Source organism: Shimia sp. R11_0 (genome assembly GCF_017744035.1).
Taxonomy (GTDB): Bacteria; Pseudomonadota; Alphaproteobacteria; order Rhodobacterales; family Rhodobacteraceae; genus Shimia; species Shimia marina.
On the sequence record NZ_JAGHQY010000001.1, the window covers coordinates 436,332 to 450,742 of the forward strand.

General features: G+C 55.1%; 15 protein-coding genes, 1 tRNA gene and 1 pseudogene. 7 read left to right on the forward strand and 10 right to left on the reverse strand.

The annotated features are described in order from the left end of the window. Positions 1-36 precede the first annotated feature (36 nt). From J7382_RS01960 to J7382_RS01970, 3 genes and pseudogenes are all read right to left on the reverse strand, one after another. Complete coding sequence (locus tag J7382_RS01960; protein ID WP_209066748.1) at positions 37-690, reverse strand: hypothetical protein; 654 nt, start codon at positions 688-690, stop codon at positions 37-39. 357 nt (positions 691-1,047) lie between these two features. Then, positions 1,048-1,329: pseudogene (locus J7382_RS01965) on the reverse strand (hypothetical protein); the annotation flags it as partial. An 11-nt stretch (positions 1,330-1,340) separates the two neighbouring features. Next, entirely contained in the window at positions 1,341-1,838 is a 498-nt protein-coding gene (locus J7382_RS01970) for a flagellar basal body-associated FliL family protein (protein ID WP_058238992.1), read from the reverse strand. A gap of 123 nt (positions 1,839-1,961) precedes the next feature. Between J7382_RS01970 and fliF the strand changes: the two genes are divergently transcribed. The 6 genes from fliF (at position 1,962) to J7382_RS02000 (ending at position 6,371) form a co-directional block, all read left to right on the forward strand. Then, on the forward strand, positions 1,962-3,605 hold the full coding sequence (fliF, locus tag J7382_RS01975) for a flagellar basal-body MS-ring/collar protein FliF (protein WP_058238667.1): 1,644 nt from the start codon (positions 1,962-1,964) through the stop codon (positions 3,603-3,605). Beyond that, positions 3,605-4,201 carry a hypothetical protein gene (locus J7382_RS01980; RefSeq protein ID WP_058238666.1) on the forward strand — a complete coding sequence of 199 codons (597 nt, stop codon included), beginning with the start codon at positions 3,605-3,607 and terminating at the stop codon, positions 4,199-4,201. Before fliF ends, J7382_RS01980 begins: the two co-directional genes overlap by 1 nt. Then, positions 4,194-4,475: a FliM/FliN family flagellar motor C-terminal domain-containing protein gene (locus J7382_RS01985; RefSeq protein WP_058238665.1), complete on the forward strand. Its 282-nt coding sequence runs from the start codon at positions 4,194-4,196 to the stop codon at positions 4,473-4,475. Before J7382_RS01980 ends, J7382_RS01985 begins: the two co-directional genes overlap by 8 nt. Then, positions 4,475-5,212, forward strand: coding sequence for a flagellar type III secretion system pore protein FliP (fliP, locus tag J7382_RS01990; RefSeq protein WP_209066749.1), 738 nt, complete (start codon positions 4,475-4,477; stop codon positions 5,210-5,212). Before J7382_RS01985 ends, fliP begins: the two co-directional genes overlap by 1 nt. A 79-nt stretch (positions 5,213-5,291) precedes the next feature. Next, entirely contained in the window at positions 5,292-6,245 is a 954-nt protein-coding gene (locus tag J7382_RS01995; RefSeq protein WP_209066750.1) for a DMT family transporter, read from the forward strand. A gap of 49 nt (positions 6,246-6,294) precedes the next feature. Next, positions 6,295-6,371, forward strand: a tRNA-Pro gene (locus tag J7382_RS02000). A gap of 78 nt (positions 6,372-6,449) precedes the next feature. On the opposite strand, the gene mvaD is transcribed toward J7382_RS02000, so the two are convergent. Genes mvaD through J7382_RS02030 form a run of 6 tightly spaced genes read right to left on the reverse strand, consistent with a single transcriptional unit; the run spans position 6,450 to position 12,789 of the window. Continuing rightward, positions 6,450-7,457, reverse strand: a complete 1,008-nt coding sequence (mvaD, locus tag J7382_RS02005) for a diphosphomevalonate decarboxylase (RefSeq protein ID WP_209066751.1) — start codon at positions 7,455-7,457, stop codon at positions 6,450-6,452. Then, positions 7,450-8,358, reverse strand: a complete 909-nt coding sequence (locus J7382_RS02010) for a hypothetical protein (RefSeq protein ID WP_209066753.1) — start codon at positions 8,356-8,358, stop codon at positions 7,450-7,452. The genes mvaD and J7382_RS02010 overlap by 8 nt, the downstream gene beginning before the upstream one ends. Positions 8,359-8,363: 5 nt before the next feature. Further along, positions 8,364-9,521 carry a hypothetical protein gene (locus tag J7382_RS02015; protein WP_209066755.1) on the reverse strand — a complete coding sequence of 386 codons (1,158 nt, stop codon included), beginning with the start codon at positions 9,519-9,521 and terminating at the stop codon, positions 8,364-8,366. After that, positions 9,484-10,647 (reverse strand): hydroxymethylglutaryl-CoA synthase, encoded by a 1,164-nt coding sequence (locus J7382_RS02020; RefSeq protein WP_209066757.1) that lies wholly within the window; start codon positions 10,645-10,647, stop codon positions 9,484-9,486. Before J7382_RS02020 ends, J7382_RS02015 begins: the two co-directional genes overlap by 38 nt. Positions 10,648-10,660: 13 nt before the next feature. Then, complete coding sequence (fni, locus tag J7382_RS02025) at positions 10,661-11,710, reverse strand: type 2 isopentenyl-diphosphate Delta-isomerase (protein WP_209066758.1); 1,050 nt, start codon at positions 11,708-11,710, stop codon at positions 10,661-10,663. Then, on the reverse strand, positions 11,707-12,789 hold the full coding sequence (locus J7382_RS02030; RefSeq protein ID WP_348540001.1) for a hydroxymethylglutaryl-CoA reductase: 1,083 nt from the start codon (positions 12,787-12,789) through the stop codon (positions 11,707-11,709). The genes fni and J7382_RS02030 overlap by 4 nt, the downstream gene beginning before the upstream one ends. A gap of 478 nt (positions 12,790-13,267) precedes the next feature. On the opposite strand from J7382_RS02030, the gene rpsT reads away from it, so the two are divergent. Beyond that, positions 13,268-13,531, forward strand: a complete 264-nt coding sequence (gene rpsT, locus J7382_RS02035) for a 30S ribosomal protein S20 (protein WP_058238657.1) — start codon at positions 13,268-13,270, stop codon at positions 13,529-13,531. Between the two features lie 56 nt (positions 13,532-13,587). Here rpsT and J7382_RS02040 read toward each other — a convergent pair whose 3' ends face one another. Then, positions 13,588-14,391 carry an undecaprenyl-diphosphate phosphatase gene (locus tag J7382_RS02040; protein WP_209066759.1) on the reverse strand — a complete coding sequence of 268 codons (804 nt, stop codon included), beginning with the start codon at positions 14,389-14,391 and terminating at the stop codon, positions 13,588-13,590. Between the last annotated feature and the right edge of the window lie 20 nt (positions 14,392-14,411).

Below are 14,411 nucleotides of genomic sequence, written 5' to 3' on the forward strand. Positions count from 1 at the left end.
CTCAGCGACCTTACGAGGTCGCCGGTTAACAATGTCTCATTCCGTGGGCGTATTTGCGTTACGACCGGCCAAAATCACGCTGATGGTGTAGGCGGCTTCCGGGTTCATACCTGCCAGGATGCCTGCAGCAGATTCTGGTTTCATACGTGCGATAAACCCAGCGGCGAACTGAGGGTCCATTTCCTCAAACAGCGCGGCAACGCTTTTGGGCTTCATGGTTTCATAGACTTGTGTGAGCTGTGTCACGTCGTCTTCTGCGGCCGTTTCTGCCATTGCAATCAAGGATCGCAGGCGCCCCTCTGCGTTTTCGAGCGCGGCCAATTTCTGAGAGACTTCTTCATCGGCGAGATGCAGGGCTTTCAAGCGACTTTTGATTTCCGCTTCCTGGCGCACGATGCGCGACTCACGTTCTTTGAAAACAGCCATCAGTTCCCGCATGTCTTCTGGCTGATCGCAGGTTTGTGGTTCCGTCATGGCGGCAACAGGGGTTTCCATCAATGGCTCTTCGCGTGCCAATGCTTCGCTGGCCCCGATCCCCACGCGCAATGTGGCAGATCCGATCAGCAAAGTCGCAATCAGAAACAGACTGCCTTTGGCGCGTTTTCTGGAGCCTTTCGGGGCAGGTTTTTTAGCGCTCTTGCCCTGAGATTTAGGGGCTTTGGCAGCGGCAGACTTGAGAGCCTTCTTCATGATGGTCGCTCCGGATTAAGCTACGTGACGTGTAAACACAGGTGCGCTCTGTGCCTCAGGCTTGGCATCGGCTTTGGAAGCCTTTTTCTTTTTCTTGGGGGCGGCCGCCGCTTCTTTGGCTGCTTTACGCTTGGCTTTGCGTTTGGCGTTTTTCTTTTTCTTCCGCAGACGCTTTTCTTCTTCGGCCGCTTCGAGTGCTGCTGCTTCGAACGCTGCATCATATTCTGCTTCTGCTTCTGCGTCCTCGTCGGCCTCATCCTCAAAGTCATCCTCTGTCTCAGAAGATGCTTCTAACGTTTCGGTTTGAGGTGGTTCTGATTCGATCGAGTTTTCGACTGCATCTTTTGTGACAGCCTCAGGCAGGTCATGCATTGAGGCCAACATGAGTTCCATGCGTTTGGAGACGCCTTCTGCGCGTTGCGTGAGGGATTCCAACCGCTCTGCGGAGACACCAGCTGTTTTTTGTGCCGCTTTCAAAGTGCGAGTCATGTCATCCACTTGCGCGGAAAGAACGGCCACAGCACCGCCGACACCAGCCTCAAGGTCGTTAAACTTACTCAGGCGGCGCGCCAACACAAAGCAGTAGAGCCCGGCACCGAGCGCTCCTGCGACCATCAAAATATCTGCTATCAAGGTCATTCTGGCCCCCTTTAGTTCAACACGAATTCCATGACCAAAAGGTCGGAAACACGTTCTTGTCCGGTTACGATTTGCACGCGGCGCAGCATTTGAGAGCGCAATTTGACGAGTGCATCTGGCGATTCGATGTCTGAGGCGCTGAGTGCGCGAAGATATCCGTTGAGCACATCCACCACTCTTGGCAGCACGCGTTCGACTTCTTCTTGGTGATCACTGGGAACTTCGAGTTGCGCTCTAAAGCGCAGATAATCTGCGCCACCGCCTGAGGTCAGGGACACAACAAACGGGTCCAGACCTACATAAGCGATGTCCGGGAGAGGTTCTGATTCCTCAACCTTAGCCATCTCTTCTTCTGCGTGTGGCTCGGCGTCACCACCGAGAATCATGCCTGAATAGACGGCGAAAAAACCACCGCCGCCGCCAGCAAGCGCTAGCACCAACCCAATGATTAAAGGGAGTTTTGACGCCTTTTGCGGCGCTTCGTCTGTCTCGACAGTTTCGTCAGTCATGGCAGGTTCCAAATTCTTTGTCCCTGCAACTTCAACCATACAGAAACTAACCGATTGTTAAGTCTGTTAGGAGAAACAGTTCGTGAAGGTTGTGCAGAAGGTACAGCCCCACGGAGTGAAGACGTGCAACAGATATTGAATATGTGGACTGGGTTGGACGCGCGGCGCAAAGCTATCGTCGTGTTGGCCACGGTTGCGGTGTTTGCAACAGTAATTTCTCTTGGTCGCGCAGTGACCAAACCCGGAATGGCTCTGCTTTATAGCGGTCTTGAGAGCGGCGCGGCAGGGGATGTCGTGCGTGCGCTGGAACAGCGCGGAGCAGTTTATGAAGTGCGCGGCGGCGCCATTTATGTAGAATCAGCCTCGCGAGATGAATTGCGCATGACACTGGCCAGTGAAGGGCTGCCCGCCAATACAACGCAGGGATATGAACTGCTTGATTCGCTGTCTGGGTTTGGCACCACATCGCAAATGTTTGACGCGGCCTATTGGCGTGCAAAAGAAGGGGAGCTGGCCCGTACCATTGTTGTCAGCCCTCTGATCAATCAGGCGCGTGTGCATATTGCCAATGCATCTTCCAATCCGTTTCAACGGCACATCAAACCTTCTGCGTCTGTCACCATCACAACAGCTTCTGGTGATTTGCCAACAAAACACGCACAGGCGTTGCGCTTCCTTGTGGCCTCTGCCGTTGCTGGGCTCTCACCCGAAGATGTTGCCGTGATTGACGGCAGTGGCGGGCTTGTCGGCATCGCTGAGGAGACCACAACCACGGTTGGTGAAGACCGCGAAGAAGCGACACGTACGGCCGTTCAGCGTTTGCTTGAAGCGCGCGTTGGTCCTGGCAATGCAGTGGTCGAAGTGAGTATCGAGACCGTCACCGAGACCGAATCGATCACGGAACGTATTTTTGATCCCGCCAGCCGTGTGGCGATCAGCACAGATACCGAGGAACGTAGCACCGATTCTCAGAATGCCAGCGGTACGGTCACCGTGGCTTCAAATCTGCCAGACGGTGACGCAGCAGGCGAATCCGGCTCCACCAACCAGAACCGTGAGACGCGAGAGCGAATCAACTATGAGGTGTCAGAGACACAGCGCGAAATTCTCCGCGAGCCGGGTGCGGTCCGTCGTATGACTGTTGCTGTCTTGGTAAATGGCACACCCGCAGAGAACGAGCTGGGCGAAGCAATTCTGGAGCCACGCTCTGAAGAAGAAATGGAAGCTCTTCGTGAGCTCGTGGCCTCTGCGGTTGGATTTGATGAAAGCCGGGGCGATGTTATCACGCTAAAGTCGATGAACTTTCAGCCATTGGTCCCTATGGGCACATCTGCTGAATCCTCAATGTTTCAAGGTATGACGCTGGATCTGATGTCCATCATTCAGACCGCTGTGCTTGCCATTGTCGCGCTGGTCCTTGGTTTGTTTGTGGTGCGGCCCCTTCTGGCGGGCGGCTCCGGTGAGTTGAACGATATGGCTGAGGCACCAATGCTGCCCGGTCTTGATGATGGCGACGGGTTCCCGGCAATGGCCCCTATGATGGGGGAAGTGGATGATGGCGGCATGATGGGAATGCCCATGGCGCTTGGTGATATGGGCGGTGACGCAGGTGATTTGCCAGCGCTTGGTGGCGGCATGCCGATGGGCGATGACGGCATGTCCCAATCCGATGCTGCGGAACGTCTGCGCAATCTGATTGCGGATCGCAAAGAAGAGACCGTTGAAATTCTGCGGCATTGGCTCGACGATCGCGAGGAGCGCGTCTGATGTCCATTTCTCATCTATTTGAAGATTTTGGGGGCTTCAGCGCACCTCAGCCAGAACCAGAACAACCGCAGGTGGCCAACGAAGACGATATGCTCGCAAGCTTCGAGCAGGGCTATAAGGCTGGTTGGGACGATGCGATAAATGCCAAGTCCGAAGAGCATGCCAGCGTGTCTGCGGAACTGGACCGCAAGTTGCAGGATTTGTCCTTCACTTATCACGAAGCACGTGAAGCCATTGTGGCCGACCTTGCGCCCACGGTTGAGAAGGCAATCATGAGCGTGCTGCCGGAGATTGCCAAACAAGCAGTTGGCGCGATGGTGGTGGAACAGCTCAACACGATCATTCGTGAGAACAGTGAAACACCCGTTGTGCTTTCTGCGGCGCCTGACGCCTATCAGCCTGTCATCGATGTGATGCCTGAAAAGCCGCAGTTCCCGGTTGAAGTGGTGCGTGATGAGAGCTTGTCAGAAGGGCAAGTGCGTTTTGAGTTCGCAGAGCGCGAACGACTTCTGGATATGAGCGAAGTTCTTGAAGCTGTTTCTGAGGCTTTGACTGCGTTCACACATGAAACCCGCAAGGAGGCCCAGAATGGCTGATCCAATGATGAAATCCGATTCTTCCAACCCTTTCACATCCGTGCCGGTGGAGATCACCATCTCTGTGGGCAAAGCGCGCCCGTTGATTGGAGATTTGCTGAACATGAATGAAAATTCTGTTCTGCCGCTGGACAAACGTGTGGATGACCCTGTTGAGCTCTATGTCGGCGATAAATTGATTGCACGCGGAGAGCTGGAAGAGCTGGAAGGCGGGCAAGAGGGGCAGCTTGCGGTGCGTTTGACCGAAGTCGCTGAGTTCGAAAGCGGCCTGTGATGAGCAGGGCAGTTCTCGCTGCCGTCTCGATTGCGATCCTAACTCTATCTCTTGCAGGGGCCGCCTCTGCGCAAGAGTTGAATCTCTCTGTCGGAGACGATGGATCGCTGACGGCGCGCAGTATTCAGATCTTCCTTTTGATTACGGTCCTGAGCATGGCGCCTGGGATCGCAATCATGGTGACATGTTTTCCATTCATCGTCACGGTGCTGTCGATCTTGCGCCAAGCCATCGGGTTGCAGCAATCACCGCCCAATATGATGATGGTGTCGCTGGCCATGTTCCTCACCTACTATGTGATGGAACCGGTCTTCATGCAGGCCTGGACCACGGGTGTGGATCCGCTCCTCAATGAGCTGATCGACTTTGAAACCGCCTTTGAACGCACTGCGGAACCTTTCCGCCTGTTCATGGCGTCCCGGCTTGATCCCGATACTTTCACACATCTCGCCACGCTGCGTCCTGACACCGCGGAAGTTGCGCCGGGGCCTGAGGCACCGTTGTCTGTGTTGGTTCCAAGTTTCATGCTGTCTGAAATCGCGCGGGCGTTTCAGATCGGGTTTTTGATCTTCCTGCCGTTTCTGATCATTGATCTGGTTGTCGCCGCTGTTTTGATGTCCATGGGGATGATGATGGTGCCGCCGGCGATTGTGTCCTTGCCGTTTAAGCTCTCTTTCTTTGTCATCGCTGATGGTTGGAGCTTGATTGCGGGCAGTTTGGTGCGCAGTTACTTCTAGCGGGTTTTGCGCGTTGCTTTCTTTCTGGAGCAGCGCGTGGCATGAAGGCCTATGCGCAGTCAGGCGCGGAGATAGCCCCATGAATTTAAAAGCTACCTTGCTGGCCCTGCTGGCATTCGCGATCTATTCCACGCATGATATGGTGGTGAAACATCTGGGGGCGAGTTTCTCGCCTTTTCAGATTGTGTTTTTCTCCTCTTTGTTCAGTTTTCCACTGATTACCCTGATGCTGGTTCGGGATCCGACACATGGGAATTTGCGCCCGGTTCACCCATGGTGGGTGGCGCTTCGCTCTTTATGTATCGTGATAGCCCCCACTGCGGCTTTCTATGCGTTTTCCACTTTGCCTTTGGCACAGGTTTACGCGCTTTTGTTTTCCGCACCTCTGCTGATCACTGTGCTGTCCATTCCCATTCTGGGTGAGAAAGTTGGTGTTTTCCGCCTCGTTGCGGTTCTGGTTGGGCTGTGCGGCGTGCTTGTCGTTGTGCGTCCTGGGGCCACCAGCCTCAATGGTGGACATCTGGCGGCCATGTTGGCTGCAAGCGCTGTGGCCCTACAATCTGTGATCGTACGTAAGATTGGCCGTGAGGAGCGCCGTGTTGTTTTGATGCTTTACCCACTGCTGATCAGCGTCGCAGTGATGTCGGTGGCGATGAGTTTTGCCTATGAGCCTGTTGCGCTTTCGGATCTGGCAGGCTTTGCGATCGTGGCAGTCTTTGGCTTTGTGGCAACCCTGTTGATGGTTGTGGCCTATACTTGGGGGGAGGCCGCTTTGGTTGCCCCGATGCAATATTCTCAGATCATATGGGCGGTGATTTTTGGCATGTTGTTTTTTGGCGAAACGCCGGATGTGCCCACATTGCTTGGCGCAGGTATTATTGTTGCCAGTGGCCTGTTTATCATTGCACGAGAAGCAACCGGGGGCACATCCAAACAAACCCCGGTTTTGCGGACCCGCTCGCGAGGTATTTCACCGGGCAGTTTACGTGTCAGTCAGGCGATGCGGCGGCCAACGCGGTCTGAAAAGGAATGACCGCGCTATTGCCAACAAAACGGCAAAGCTCTAAATCGCCGATCTCGGTCGGAGTGTAGCTCAGCCTGGTAGAGCACTGTCTTCGGGAGGCAGGGGTCGGAGGTTCGAATCCTCTCACTCCGACCAGTTGCAGAAATCTGAGTACCGATGCACAAGATGGACTGAGACGCAGGCGGACCATGTTTATAGCTGTGCAGGCATCGTTTACGGTTTTGAGAAGGGGTCGATCATCTGTGCTTGTGGAAAGATCTGCATCACATCGGTCGCCGCCTGCTTCAGGAAAATCAATTTGATGTTCGCCCCAGCGTCCATTGTTGCGAAAGCGCGCAAACCGTCTTGTCGCGCTCGCCACAAGCGTTCCAAAAGGGTCCAGCTCTCAGATGTCAGATAGGTGAGCGCTGGCCGCGCGGCTTGCATTGTCGCATGCATCGCCAAGGCGTTAGCTTCGACCAGCGGACCCAGTGTTTCGAAGTCTTGTTCCTTGATGGCGGTCTCAATGGCTGCACAGTCTGCCTCGGCTTGATCTGGCCAGCTTTTGAACAATGGGCTGGTGACAACCGTGTGGTTCATGCCATCCCGAGATGACTGCGATTTTGGGCCAACATCTACGGGTAAAATGGCGATGTGAAACTCCGGCCAGTGTAGATCCAGAGGGTGTGCAAAACTGTCGGCACCATCGTCGCGCGTGCCTTTGTCCCATCGTACAAAGCCATGCCAGAAAGAGCGGGTGGCGCTGCCGCTGCCAAGTCGGGCAATCAGGCTCATCTGCGCCTCTGACAGGGTGTCCGTCAGGCCAAAACACCCACAGAGTGCCCGGGTGAGCGCCGCAAAGCCAGAGGCCGAAGAGGCCAAGCCTGCGGCCGTGGGAATGGTGTTGTTGGTGTCAATGCGCAGAGGTGCGGAGGCGGCATGTGTGCGAAACAAATCCGCAAACCTCAGCGCTTTTGCCGCAAAGGGTGTATCAAGCGCCAGCTCTTTGCCTCCGAGCGTGACGTGATCCTGACCATCGTCAGAGGGGCTCACCTGCGTGTGTGATCCCCAATCGGCCAGCGAAATAGACAGGGAGCTGTTTAAAGGGAGATTGCGCGCATGATCCCGTTTGCCCCAGTATTTTGACAGGGCAATATTGCTGGGTGCGTAAGCTGCAAAAGGCTTTGGTACACCGGCCGATGTCATGGCCGTTCCAATCAACTGTTTGGCCGCGTCACTCATGAATGATCAATCCTTCCATCGCCAGTTCGACCTTTGTGAACCCTTTCGGCACCGTGCCAAGTGCCACCACACAATCCCCAAGACCTGATCCTGAAATTTTTGCGGCCAGTGTTTGTGGGTTCATGTTTGCCCGCGTGATGATGCCTTCCAGAATGTCGTCACAAACACCAAGATCTTCCAACAACGCCTGATAGCGTGTCAGGCTGGTACCAAAATCTTCCCAGTCTTCGCCTTTTGCCGCCAGAATTGCGGTTTCTGTTTCCTGCCCCATTTCCTCATAGAGCTTTGCAAAGGCGGCTTCATTGCCCTGCATGCGCTCCGATATGCGCTGCAGAACCTCTGCTGTGGGAGTTTTGTAGCCTGCATAACACAGCGCCAATTGTGGTGGGCGGGGCAGGCGCGTGATCTGGACATCTGGCGGTGCGCAATAGCTGATCATGCCTCCGGTCAGGCTGGCCGCGAGATCCGCGCCGCTGCCACGCCCTTGAATGCCACGGATGATAGACACAGCGGTGTCATGGAGCTCTTTCTTGTCTGCCCCTGTAAAGGTTGTCAGCGCGCCCAGAACCGCAATTGTCACGGCTGCGGAGGAGCCCAAACCTAATGTGGGATCAATTTCGGAGGAGATGTTTAAATCAAATCCTTCCGCGATCTGCTCATGATGCGCCTCAATACAGGCCATCACAAACCGATAGGGATTTGAGGGCTGAAGGTCGTCCAGCGACGTTTCAAACGGGGCGGCAATTTCAGAGGTGATGCGGATCTGTCGGTCCGCACGTTCTGTCAGGGTCACGGTGAGGCGCTGTTCGATGGCGGCCACAATCGCGCGGTGCCCATAGACCACGGCATGTTCCCCAGAGATCATGATTGATCCGGGGGCGCTGGCGGAGATGTGTCTCATGTTGTCTATCTTTCTGCGGCCGCGTGATGCTGCGGCGCAGGGCCTGTGCTGGCCCCCTTTTGCGCCATGCGCAGCTTAGACCAAGTCTTATCCGGATGTGTCTCCATAAGACGGCGCATCGCTTCGTGATCCGTAAGCCGCACCAAGATGGCCCCGCCACCGGTGCCTTTGACCGATCCTGCGCCACAGATTTTTGCGGCTCCGCCAAGGGCGCAAACAGATTGCACAAAAGCCTGTGCGGGTTCTGGAACCACTCCAATATGTTCGAGCAAAGATTGGTTTTCTCGCAGCAGCGGGATCAGGTCTGATCCATCTGAAAGCGCGCGTGACAGCCCATCGGTGCAGGTTGCAAAGGCGTGCCACAGGTGTGTGTCATGCCCGTGCTGGGCGCGCACTTGCGCTACACATTCTCCTGTGGAGCTTTCCGGGCGGCCATGAAGAACCCAATACCAGCCGTCTCCTTCTGTCAGACCATGGCTATGATTGACAGCGGGTACACTCAACTCCCCTTCCGTGACATGAACCAAGCCACCGTACACAACGGCGGCGGCATCAATCGGGCCGGCTTTGCCATGCTTGAGCCGCTCACAAAACCGCACTCTTTCATAGCGTTCCTGAAGGGTTTTATGACGGTCTAAGAGCGTTTCAAACAAGACTGTCACGGCGGCTACGACCGCTGCAGACGATCCCAAGCCAGCGCCGATTGGCAGATCGGAACAGCTGGAAAGTTGGCCGGGGTGCGGCAGGTGCCCTACCGCGCCAAAGCCCGTCATGGATGTGCCTGTGCTGCCTTCGCTGTCCTTGAGCAAAGAGGCCAGCGTATACACCGCAAGATCATCCGGGTGTGTCAGAATTTCATGAACCAGCAATTCGCCACGCTTGAATTGATCAAAGCGTTTATCGAGGGAAGTCTTGAATTTATGCAAGAGCTTGAGAGGATAGTCGACACCAGAAGACAGGTTTTCAAACGCTGTGCGCAGGCCCTCTCCGGGGCCCTGCGGGACGAACTTCACCTCGGTATATTGTGCCAGAGCCATTGCGAGCGCAGGGGCTCCATAGAGCACAGAATGCTCCCCTGACAAGATGAGCTTGCCGGGGGAGTGCGCCACAGACATATCCGAGGCTTCAGGCCCGCGTGTCGACGTAGATGCGCTTGTGGTCATTGATACCTGCCAGTCTGTAGCGCCCGCGCGCCTCAACCTCAAAGGTCAGCTCTTCGCCGTCTTTTGCCACAGGCGTGCCCCAGAGCTCAACATAGTCCTCATAGCTGACCGGCACACGGTCTTCTAATATGGCTTGGTGGTGTTGTGTGAACAGGTGTTCTTGGTATCCCGACACAACGGTGGCATCGAAAAATTCACCTGTTGCCCCAGAGCCATAGGAAAACAGGCCGATGGATTTTCCTGTGAGATCGTCCTCCGAATTCTCCAATGTGGAAATCAGAGCGAGGTAGATCGAGGCTGTGTAGCTATTTCCGACAACGCGATTGTAGAGCATGCCAGGAAGTGCCATCTCCATATCAAGGGCGGCTTTGGCCGATTTTGCCAGATGGCGGTGTGCCTTTTCGCCCATGCGGGAGAAGGGCAGATGATAGCAGAACCGTGCAAAATCTTCATAGGCTTTGCCGCCGTTTTCACCATAATCGCGCCAGGCTTCGATCAAAGCGTTTAGGTACCGCAATGTGGAGAACTTGCCGTCAAAGAGGGGGGTGCGGCGGTGGTTGGGACGCCAGAAATCCATAATGTCTTCAGAGAACAAACCAGAGACGGCACCAATCTCCAGCAATTTGGGATCTGCACTGATCAACATGGCAACAGCGCCCGCTCCCTGGGTGGCCTCGCCAGAGCTTTCGCGATCATAGCGCGCCACATCTGAGGCAATGACGAGCACTTTGCGATCTGGGCGGCGCGCGACATAGCTACAGGCGAGCTGTAGGGCCGGAGTTGCCGAATAGCAGGCCTGTTTCAGTTCAACATTGCGGCAGTTTGCCGGTAGGCCCAGCAGGCGGTGTACGTAAATGCCCGCAGCTTTTGACTGATCAATACCGGTTTCGGTTGCAAAAAGGACCGTGTCGATGCCTTCGGTGCCATAGCGATCAATCAATGGTCGCGCCGCCTCTGCGGCCATGGTGACGATGTCTTCATCGTGGCCGGGCAGCGCAATTTTTTCCTGCCCAATTCCACGCGAGAATTTTTCAGGATCGATGCCGTGTTTTTCGGCCAGTGTCGCGAGGCTGATGTATCGATGAGGCGTGTAAAAGCTCATCGCCTCAATGCCAGTTTTGATCATTTCGTTCCGTCTTCTACCGAATGAGAGAGGTGTTTCCCTGAAGAGATTGAACATTTGCTGTCCCTAAAAGGAACATCGCAGTGATAAACTCTTTTTGAAACTTCCTTATTTTTCTTACTACACTATTGCTGGAGTCCTGAGCTGCTTCCAAGAATGGGGCTGCAACGCCGCACAGGTCAGCACCCAGAATCACACTTTTGGCCATGTCTACACCATTGCGAATGCCACCGCTGGCGATGAGGGTGGTTTTCCTTTGGTGATGCGACAATGTTTCACGAGCGCCGATCAGGCTCTCCACAGTTGTCAGCCCCCAATCTTGAAACACCAACCCCAGATCATCGTCGTCGTCAGAGCGGCGATGGTATTCGATGCGGCTCCAAGACGTCCCGCCGCGCCCGGCGACATCAAAGTGAGACACTCCTGCCGTCAGTCCAAGGTCGATGTCGGCCTGTGACAGGCCCGAACCAACTTCTTTCAATATCGCAGGTACATCAAGGTGGTGGGTGATCTGCGCTATTTTAGAGGTGAGATCGGAAAAATCCCGATCCCCTTCCGGCTGAACCGCTTCTTGCAGAGGGTTGAGATGAAGATACAGCGCATCAGCCTTGAGAACATCGACAGCCGCCCGGCAATGTTCCAAGCTGAAGCCCTTGTTTAATTGCACGGCACCGATGTTGGCCAGCAGAGGTACATCAGGGGCCAGCGCGCGCAAATCAAAGCTGGCCGCAGCGTCATGATTGGTGAACATGACACGCTGGGACCCTACGGCCATGGCAACCCCGGTTTCCTGTGCGGCTATCGCCAGGTTGCGATTCAGTTGCAGACACTCCTCGCCAGAGCCACCTGTCATCGAAGAAATCAACAAGGGAAACGAGAGAGGTTTGCCCAAAAAAGTGCAGGTGGTGTCTATCTGATCAAAGTCGAGTTCTGGAAGCGCGCGGTGGGTGAGGGAAATCTGGTCAAACCCACTGGCTCGGCGTTCAACCTGCGGATCAGATTGAATGGCGCGGATATGTTCCAGCTTGCGTCCTGCGACGCTGCGATCGACGCTGTCTTTGCTCACCGTTCCAGTTCCATATGTGTGCGGACCAGCTCACCTGGGTTGGTTTGGGCCGCCAAGAGGGACAATTCTCCGCACAAAACCGTGGCGGCGCAAATCCCAGCCAGACGGCGCGCATTTTCGCCAGCAGGGCGATCATCTTTACAGCCCATTCTGGCAAGGTTGTCTTCTACGGCGGTGTTGCCTTTCCCGGCACCAACGGAGCCCATAATGAGATTTGGGAGGGTGCAGGCAAAATAGAGATCTTCGCCGCGTTTCTCACATGTGACTTGGCCCTGCGATCCTTCGATGATGTTCGCCGCGTCCTGTCCGGTGGCAAGATAAAAGGCCAAGAGCATATTGGCAAAATGGGCGTTGGCGCTCCGCAGAGAGCCGGCGAGGGTGCCGCCGACGTAGTTTTTCTCATGGTTGAGCAGAACCATCTTTTCCGCGTCGGTACGCAGCATCCGTGTGAGGATCTTTCGCGGGATTTCGATTTCCGCAATCATGTATTTCCCGCGCCCGAGCAGCCCGTTGACCGCCGAAGGTTTCTTATCGGTACACAGATTACCTGAGATAGACGAGTACGTCAGATGTGGTTGATCGGCGAGAATCCATTCCAGAACAGCTTCGGCCGCTTTGGTGACCATGTTGTGACCTGAGGCGTCGCCAGTGATGCATTCGACACGCACAAAAAGCAGGTTTCCGGCAATCTGTCGGTTAAGCCGATCAAGGCGCGCAAAACGGCTGGTCGTGGCGATGATCTCTGCAACTTTGTCAAACTGCGCTTCGATCCTCCGCCACGCTGCGACCGCTTCTGCACCTGAGGGCGCGCGCACGGCGATAGATCTGGTCATCCGTTCATCGACCATCGTGACGTGAATGCCGCCGCTGTACCGAGACACTCCTGCCCCGCGATCGGTGGATGGCCAAAGCGGGCTTTCAAAGGTTGCCAAAGGAACGCTTACTTCTCCGTCGACCACGTCGCCTTTTAAGATCAGTGGGCCAACCCATCGGGTCGGAATTGGAGTGGAAAACGTCTGCTTATCGCGCACCTTCAGTCCCTTTTCGTCTCTCGGAGCTTCGCTTGCCATGTTGTTCACGGACAAGCGGCTGCTCTTGGTTTTCCTGCTGGCGCGCAGGAATAGTATCTTCGGTATGCGCATATACCCTCAAAACACCAGCGGAAAGGTCCGCGCATGACGAAATGTGCTTTTTACCGCAGCCTATAGTGTTTCTGAAGGTAGTGCTTAGGCGTGACTTGCCAAGGCAGTGTTGGTTTTTTGGCGTTTTTAGGGTGGCATCAATCAGCACGGGCAGTTTGTTGGTTTGCGCGGAGATGCCGCATCGTGATTGCTCTGCTTTGCCTTCCTCCGGTGTTTGTCAGGTCTGATACAGCCATTTGTTCGCGAGCGAGTCTGCGTTTTGGGGAAACGGGTTGCATTTGGGGGCAGGATCTATAAAAGGCCTCGTCATACATGCGCGTGCAGCCCGCTCTGGCTTGATCTGATTCTCCTTGTTCGGAGAAACCTGTTCGGGGCGCAGCACGCATCAAACGCACCGACGATAAGGTAAAAGATCATGGCAAATTCGCCTCAGGCTAAAAAACGCGCCCGTCAGAACGAGCGTCGTCTCGAAGTTAACAAAGCACGTCGTTCCCGTATCCGTACGCATCTGCGCAAAGTTGAAGAAGCAATCGCTTCTGGTGACAAAGAGGCGGCAACTGCTGCACTGCGCGCTGCTCAGCCTGAGCTGATGCGCGGCGTGAGCAAAGGTGTTTACCACAAGAACACAGCGGCTCGTAAGATGTCCCGCTTGGCTGCTCGGGTCAAAGCAATCGCGTAAGCTGCTTTCGATATGTTTCAGAAAACGCCGCTGAATTTCAGCGGCGTTTTTTGTGCTTAAGCATAGGCGATGATCAATAGGGTTGCGCCAAGCGCCACGCGATAGATCACATAGGGTGTAAAGCTGACGGAGCGGAGCAATCGCATCATCAGCGTGAGGGCCAAGAGAGCTGCCACAAAAGAAAATGCCGCAGCAATGCTGGCATCGCGTGCCAAAGCCAAGTCAGCTTCGCGGATCACATCTACAGACAGTAGGGCACCGCTGGCGATGATTGTTGGGATCGACATCAGCATTGCCAGTTTCGCTGAATCATGCCGTGTAAATCCCAGATGGCGCGCGCCTGTGATGACGATGCCTGAGCGAGATGTGCCCGGAATGATCGCCAGAGCTTGCCACAAACCCATTTTGAGTGCGGTTTGAAAGGACCAGTCGGTTTCTGTTTTCACTTGTTCGGAACGCTGGTCGGCCCACCAGAGGGCAATTCCGAACAGGATCATCGTCCAGCCTATGACAGCAACAGAGCGCAGCATGTCATAGAGGCCCGTTACTTTGAGTATCAAGCCAGCCAGAGTAACCGGCAGTGTGGCGATGATCAGCAGTAAGGCCAGGCGGGCATCATCCGTGTCAATGCGGCCGGTAAAAGCGCGTGGCAATCCGGCGAAAGCGCTTTTGGCATCTTTCCAAAAATAGATGATGACTGCGCCCAATGTGCCGACATGGACGGCCACATCAATGGCCAGGCCCTGATCTGGCAGGGAGGTGACCTGTGACAGAAGAATCAGGTGCCCGGAGGAGCTGACGGGGAGAAATTCCGTGAGCCCTTGGATGATTGCCACCAAAAAAATGTGAAAAAGTGCCATAATGGGTGAGGTCCTGCGTT

What these genes read in the sequence shown, in the direction of transcription:
- J7382_RS02010 (WP_209066753.1), bottom strand. Translation starts at nt 8,358, where the DNA reads ATGAGACACATCTCCGCCAGCGCCCCCGGATCAATCATGATCTCTGGG.
- J7382_RS01985 (WP_058238665.1), top strand. Translation starts at nt 4,194, where the DNA reads ATGGCTGATCCAATGATGAAATCCGATTCTTCCAACCCTTTCACATCC.
- J7382_RS01995 (WP_209066750.1), top strand. Translation starts at nt 5,292, where the DNA reads ATGAATTTAAAAGCTACCTTGCTGGCCCTGCTGGCATTCGCGATCTAT.
- J7382_RS02015 (WP_209066755.1), bottom strand. Translation starts at nt 9,521, where the DNA reads ATGACCACAAGCGCATCTACGTCGACACGCGGGCCTGAAGCCTCGGAT.
- J7382_RS01960 (WP_209066748.1), bottom strand. Translation starts at nt 690, where the DNA reads ATGAAGAAGGCTCTCAAGTCTGCCGCTGCCAAAGCCCCTAAATCTCAG.
- mvaD (WP_209066751.1), bottom strand. Translation starts at nt 7,457, where the DNA reads ATGAGTGACGCGGCCAAACAGTTGATTGGAACGGCCATGACATCGGCC.
- fliP (WP_209066749.1), top strand. Translation starts at nt 4,475, where the DNA reads ATGAGCAGGGCAGTTCTCGCTGCCGTCTCGATTGCGATCCTAACTCTA.
- J7382_RS02020 (WP_209066757.1), bottom strand. Translation starts at nt 10,647, where the DNA reads ATGATCAAAACTGGCATTGAGGCGATGAGCTTTTACACGCCTCATCGA.
- J7382_RS01980 (WP_058238666.1), top strand. Translation starts at nt 3,605, where the DNA reads ATGTCCATTTCTCATCTATTTGAAGATTTTGGGGGCTTCAGCGCACCT.
- rpsT (WP_058238657.1), top strand. Translation starts at nt 13,268, where the DNA reads ATGGCAAATTCGCCTCAGGCTAAAAAACGCGCCCGTCAGAACGAGCGT.
- J7382_RS02040 (WP_209066759.1), bottom strand. Translation starts at nt 14,391, where the DNA reads ATGGCACTTTTTCACATTTTTTTGGTGGCAATCATCCAAGGGCTCACG.
- J7382_RS01970 (WP_058238992.1), bottom strand. Translation starts at nt 1,838, where the DNA reads ATGACTGACGAAACTGTCGAGACAGACGAAGCGCCGCAAAAGGCGTCA.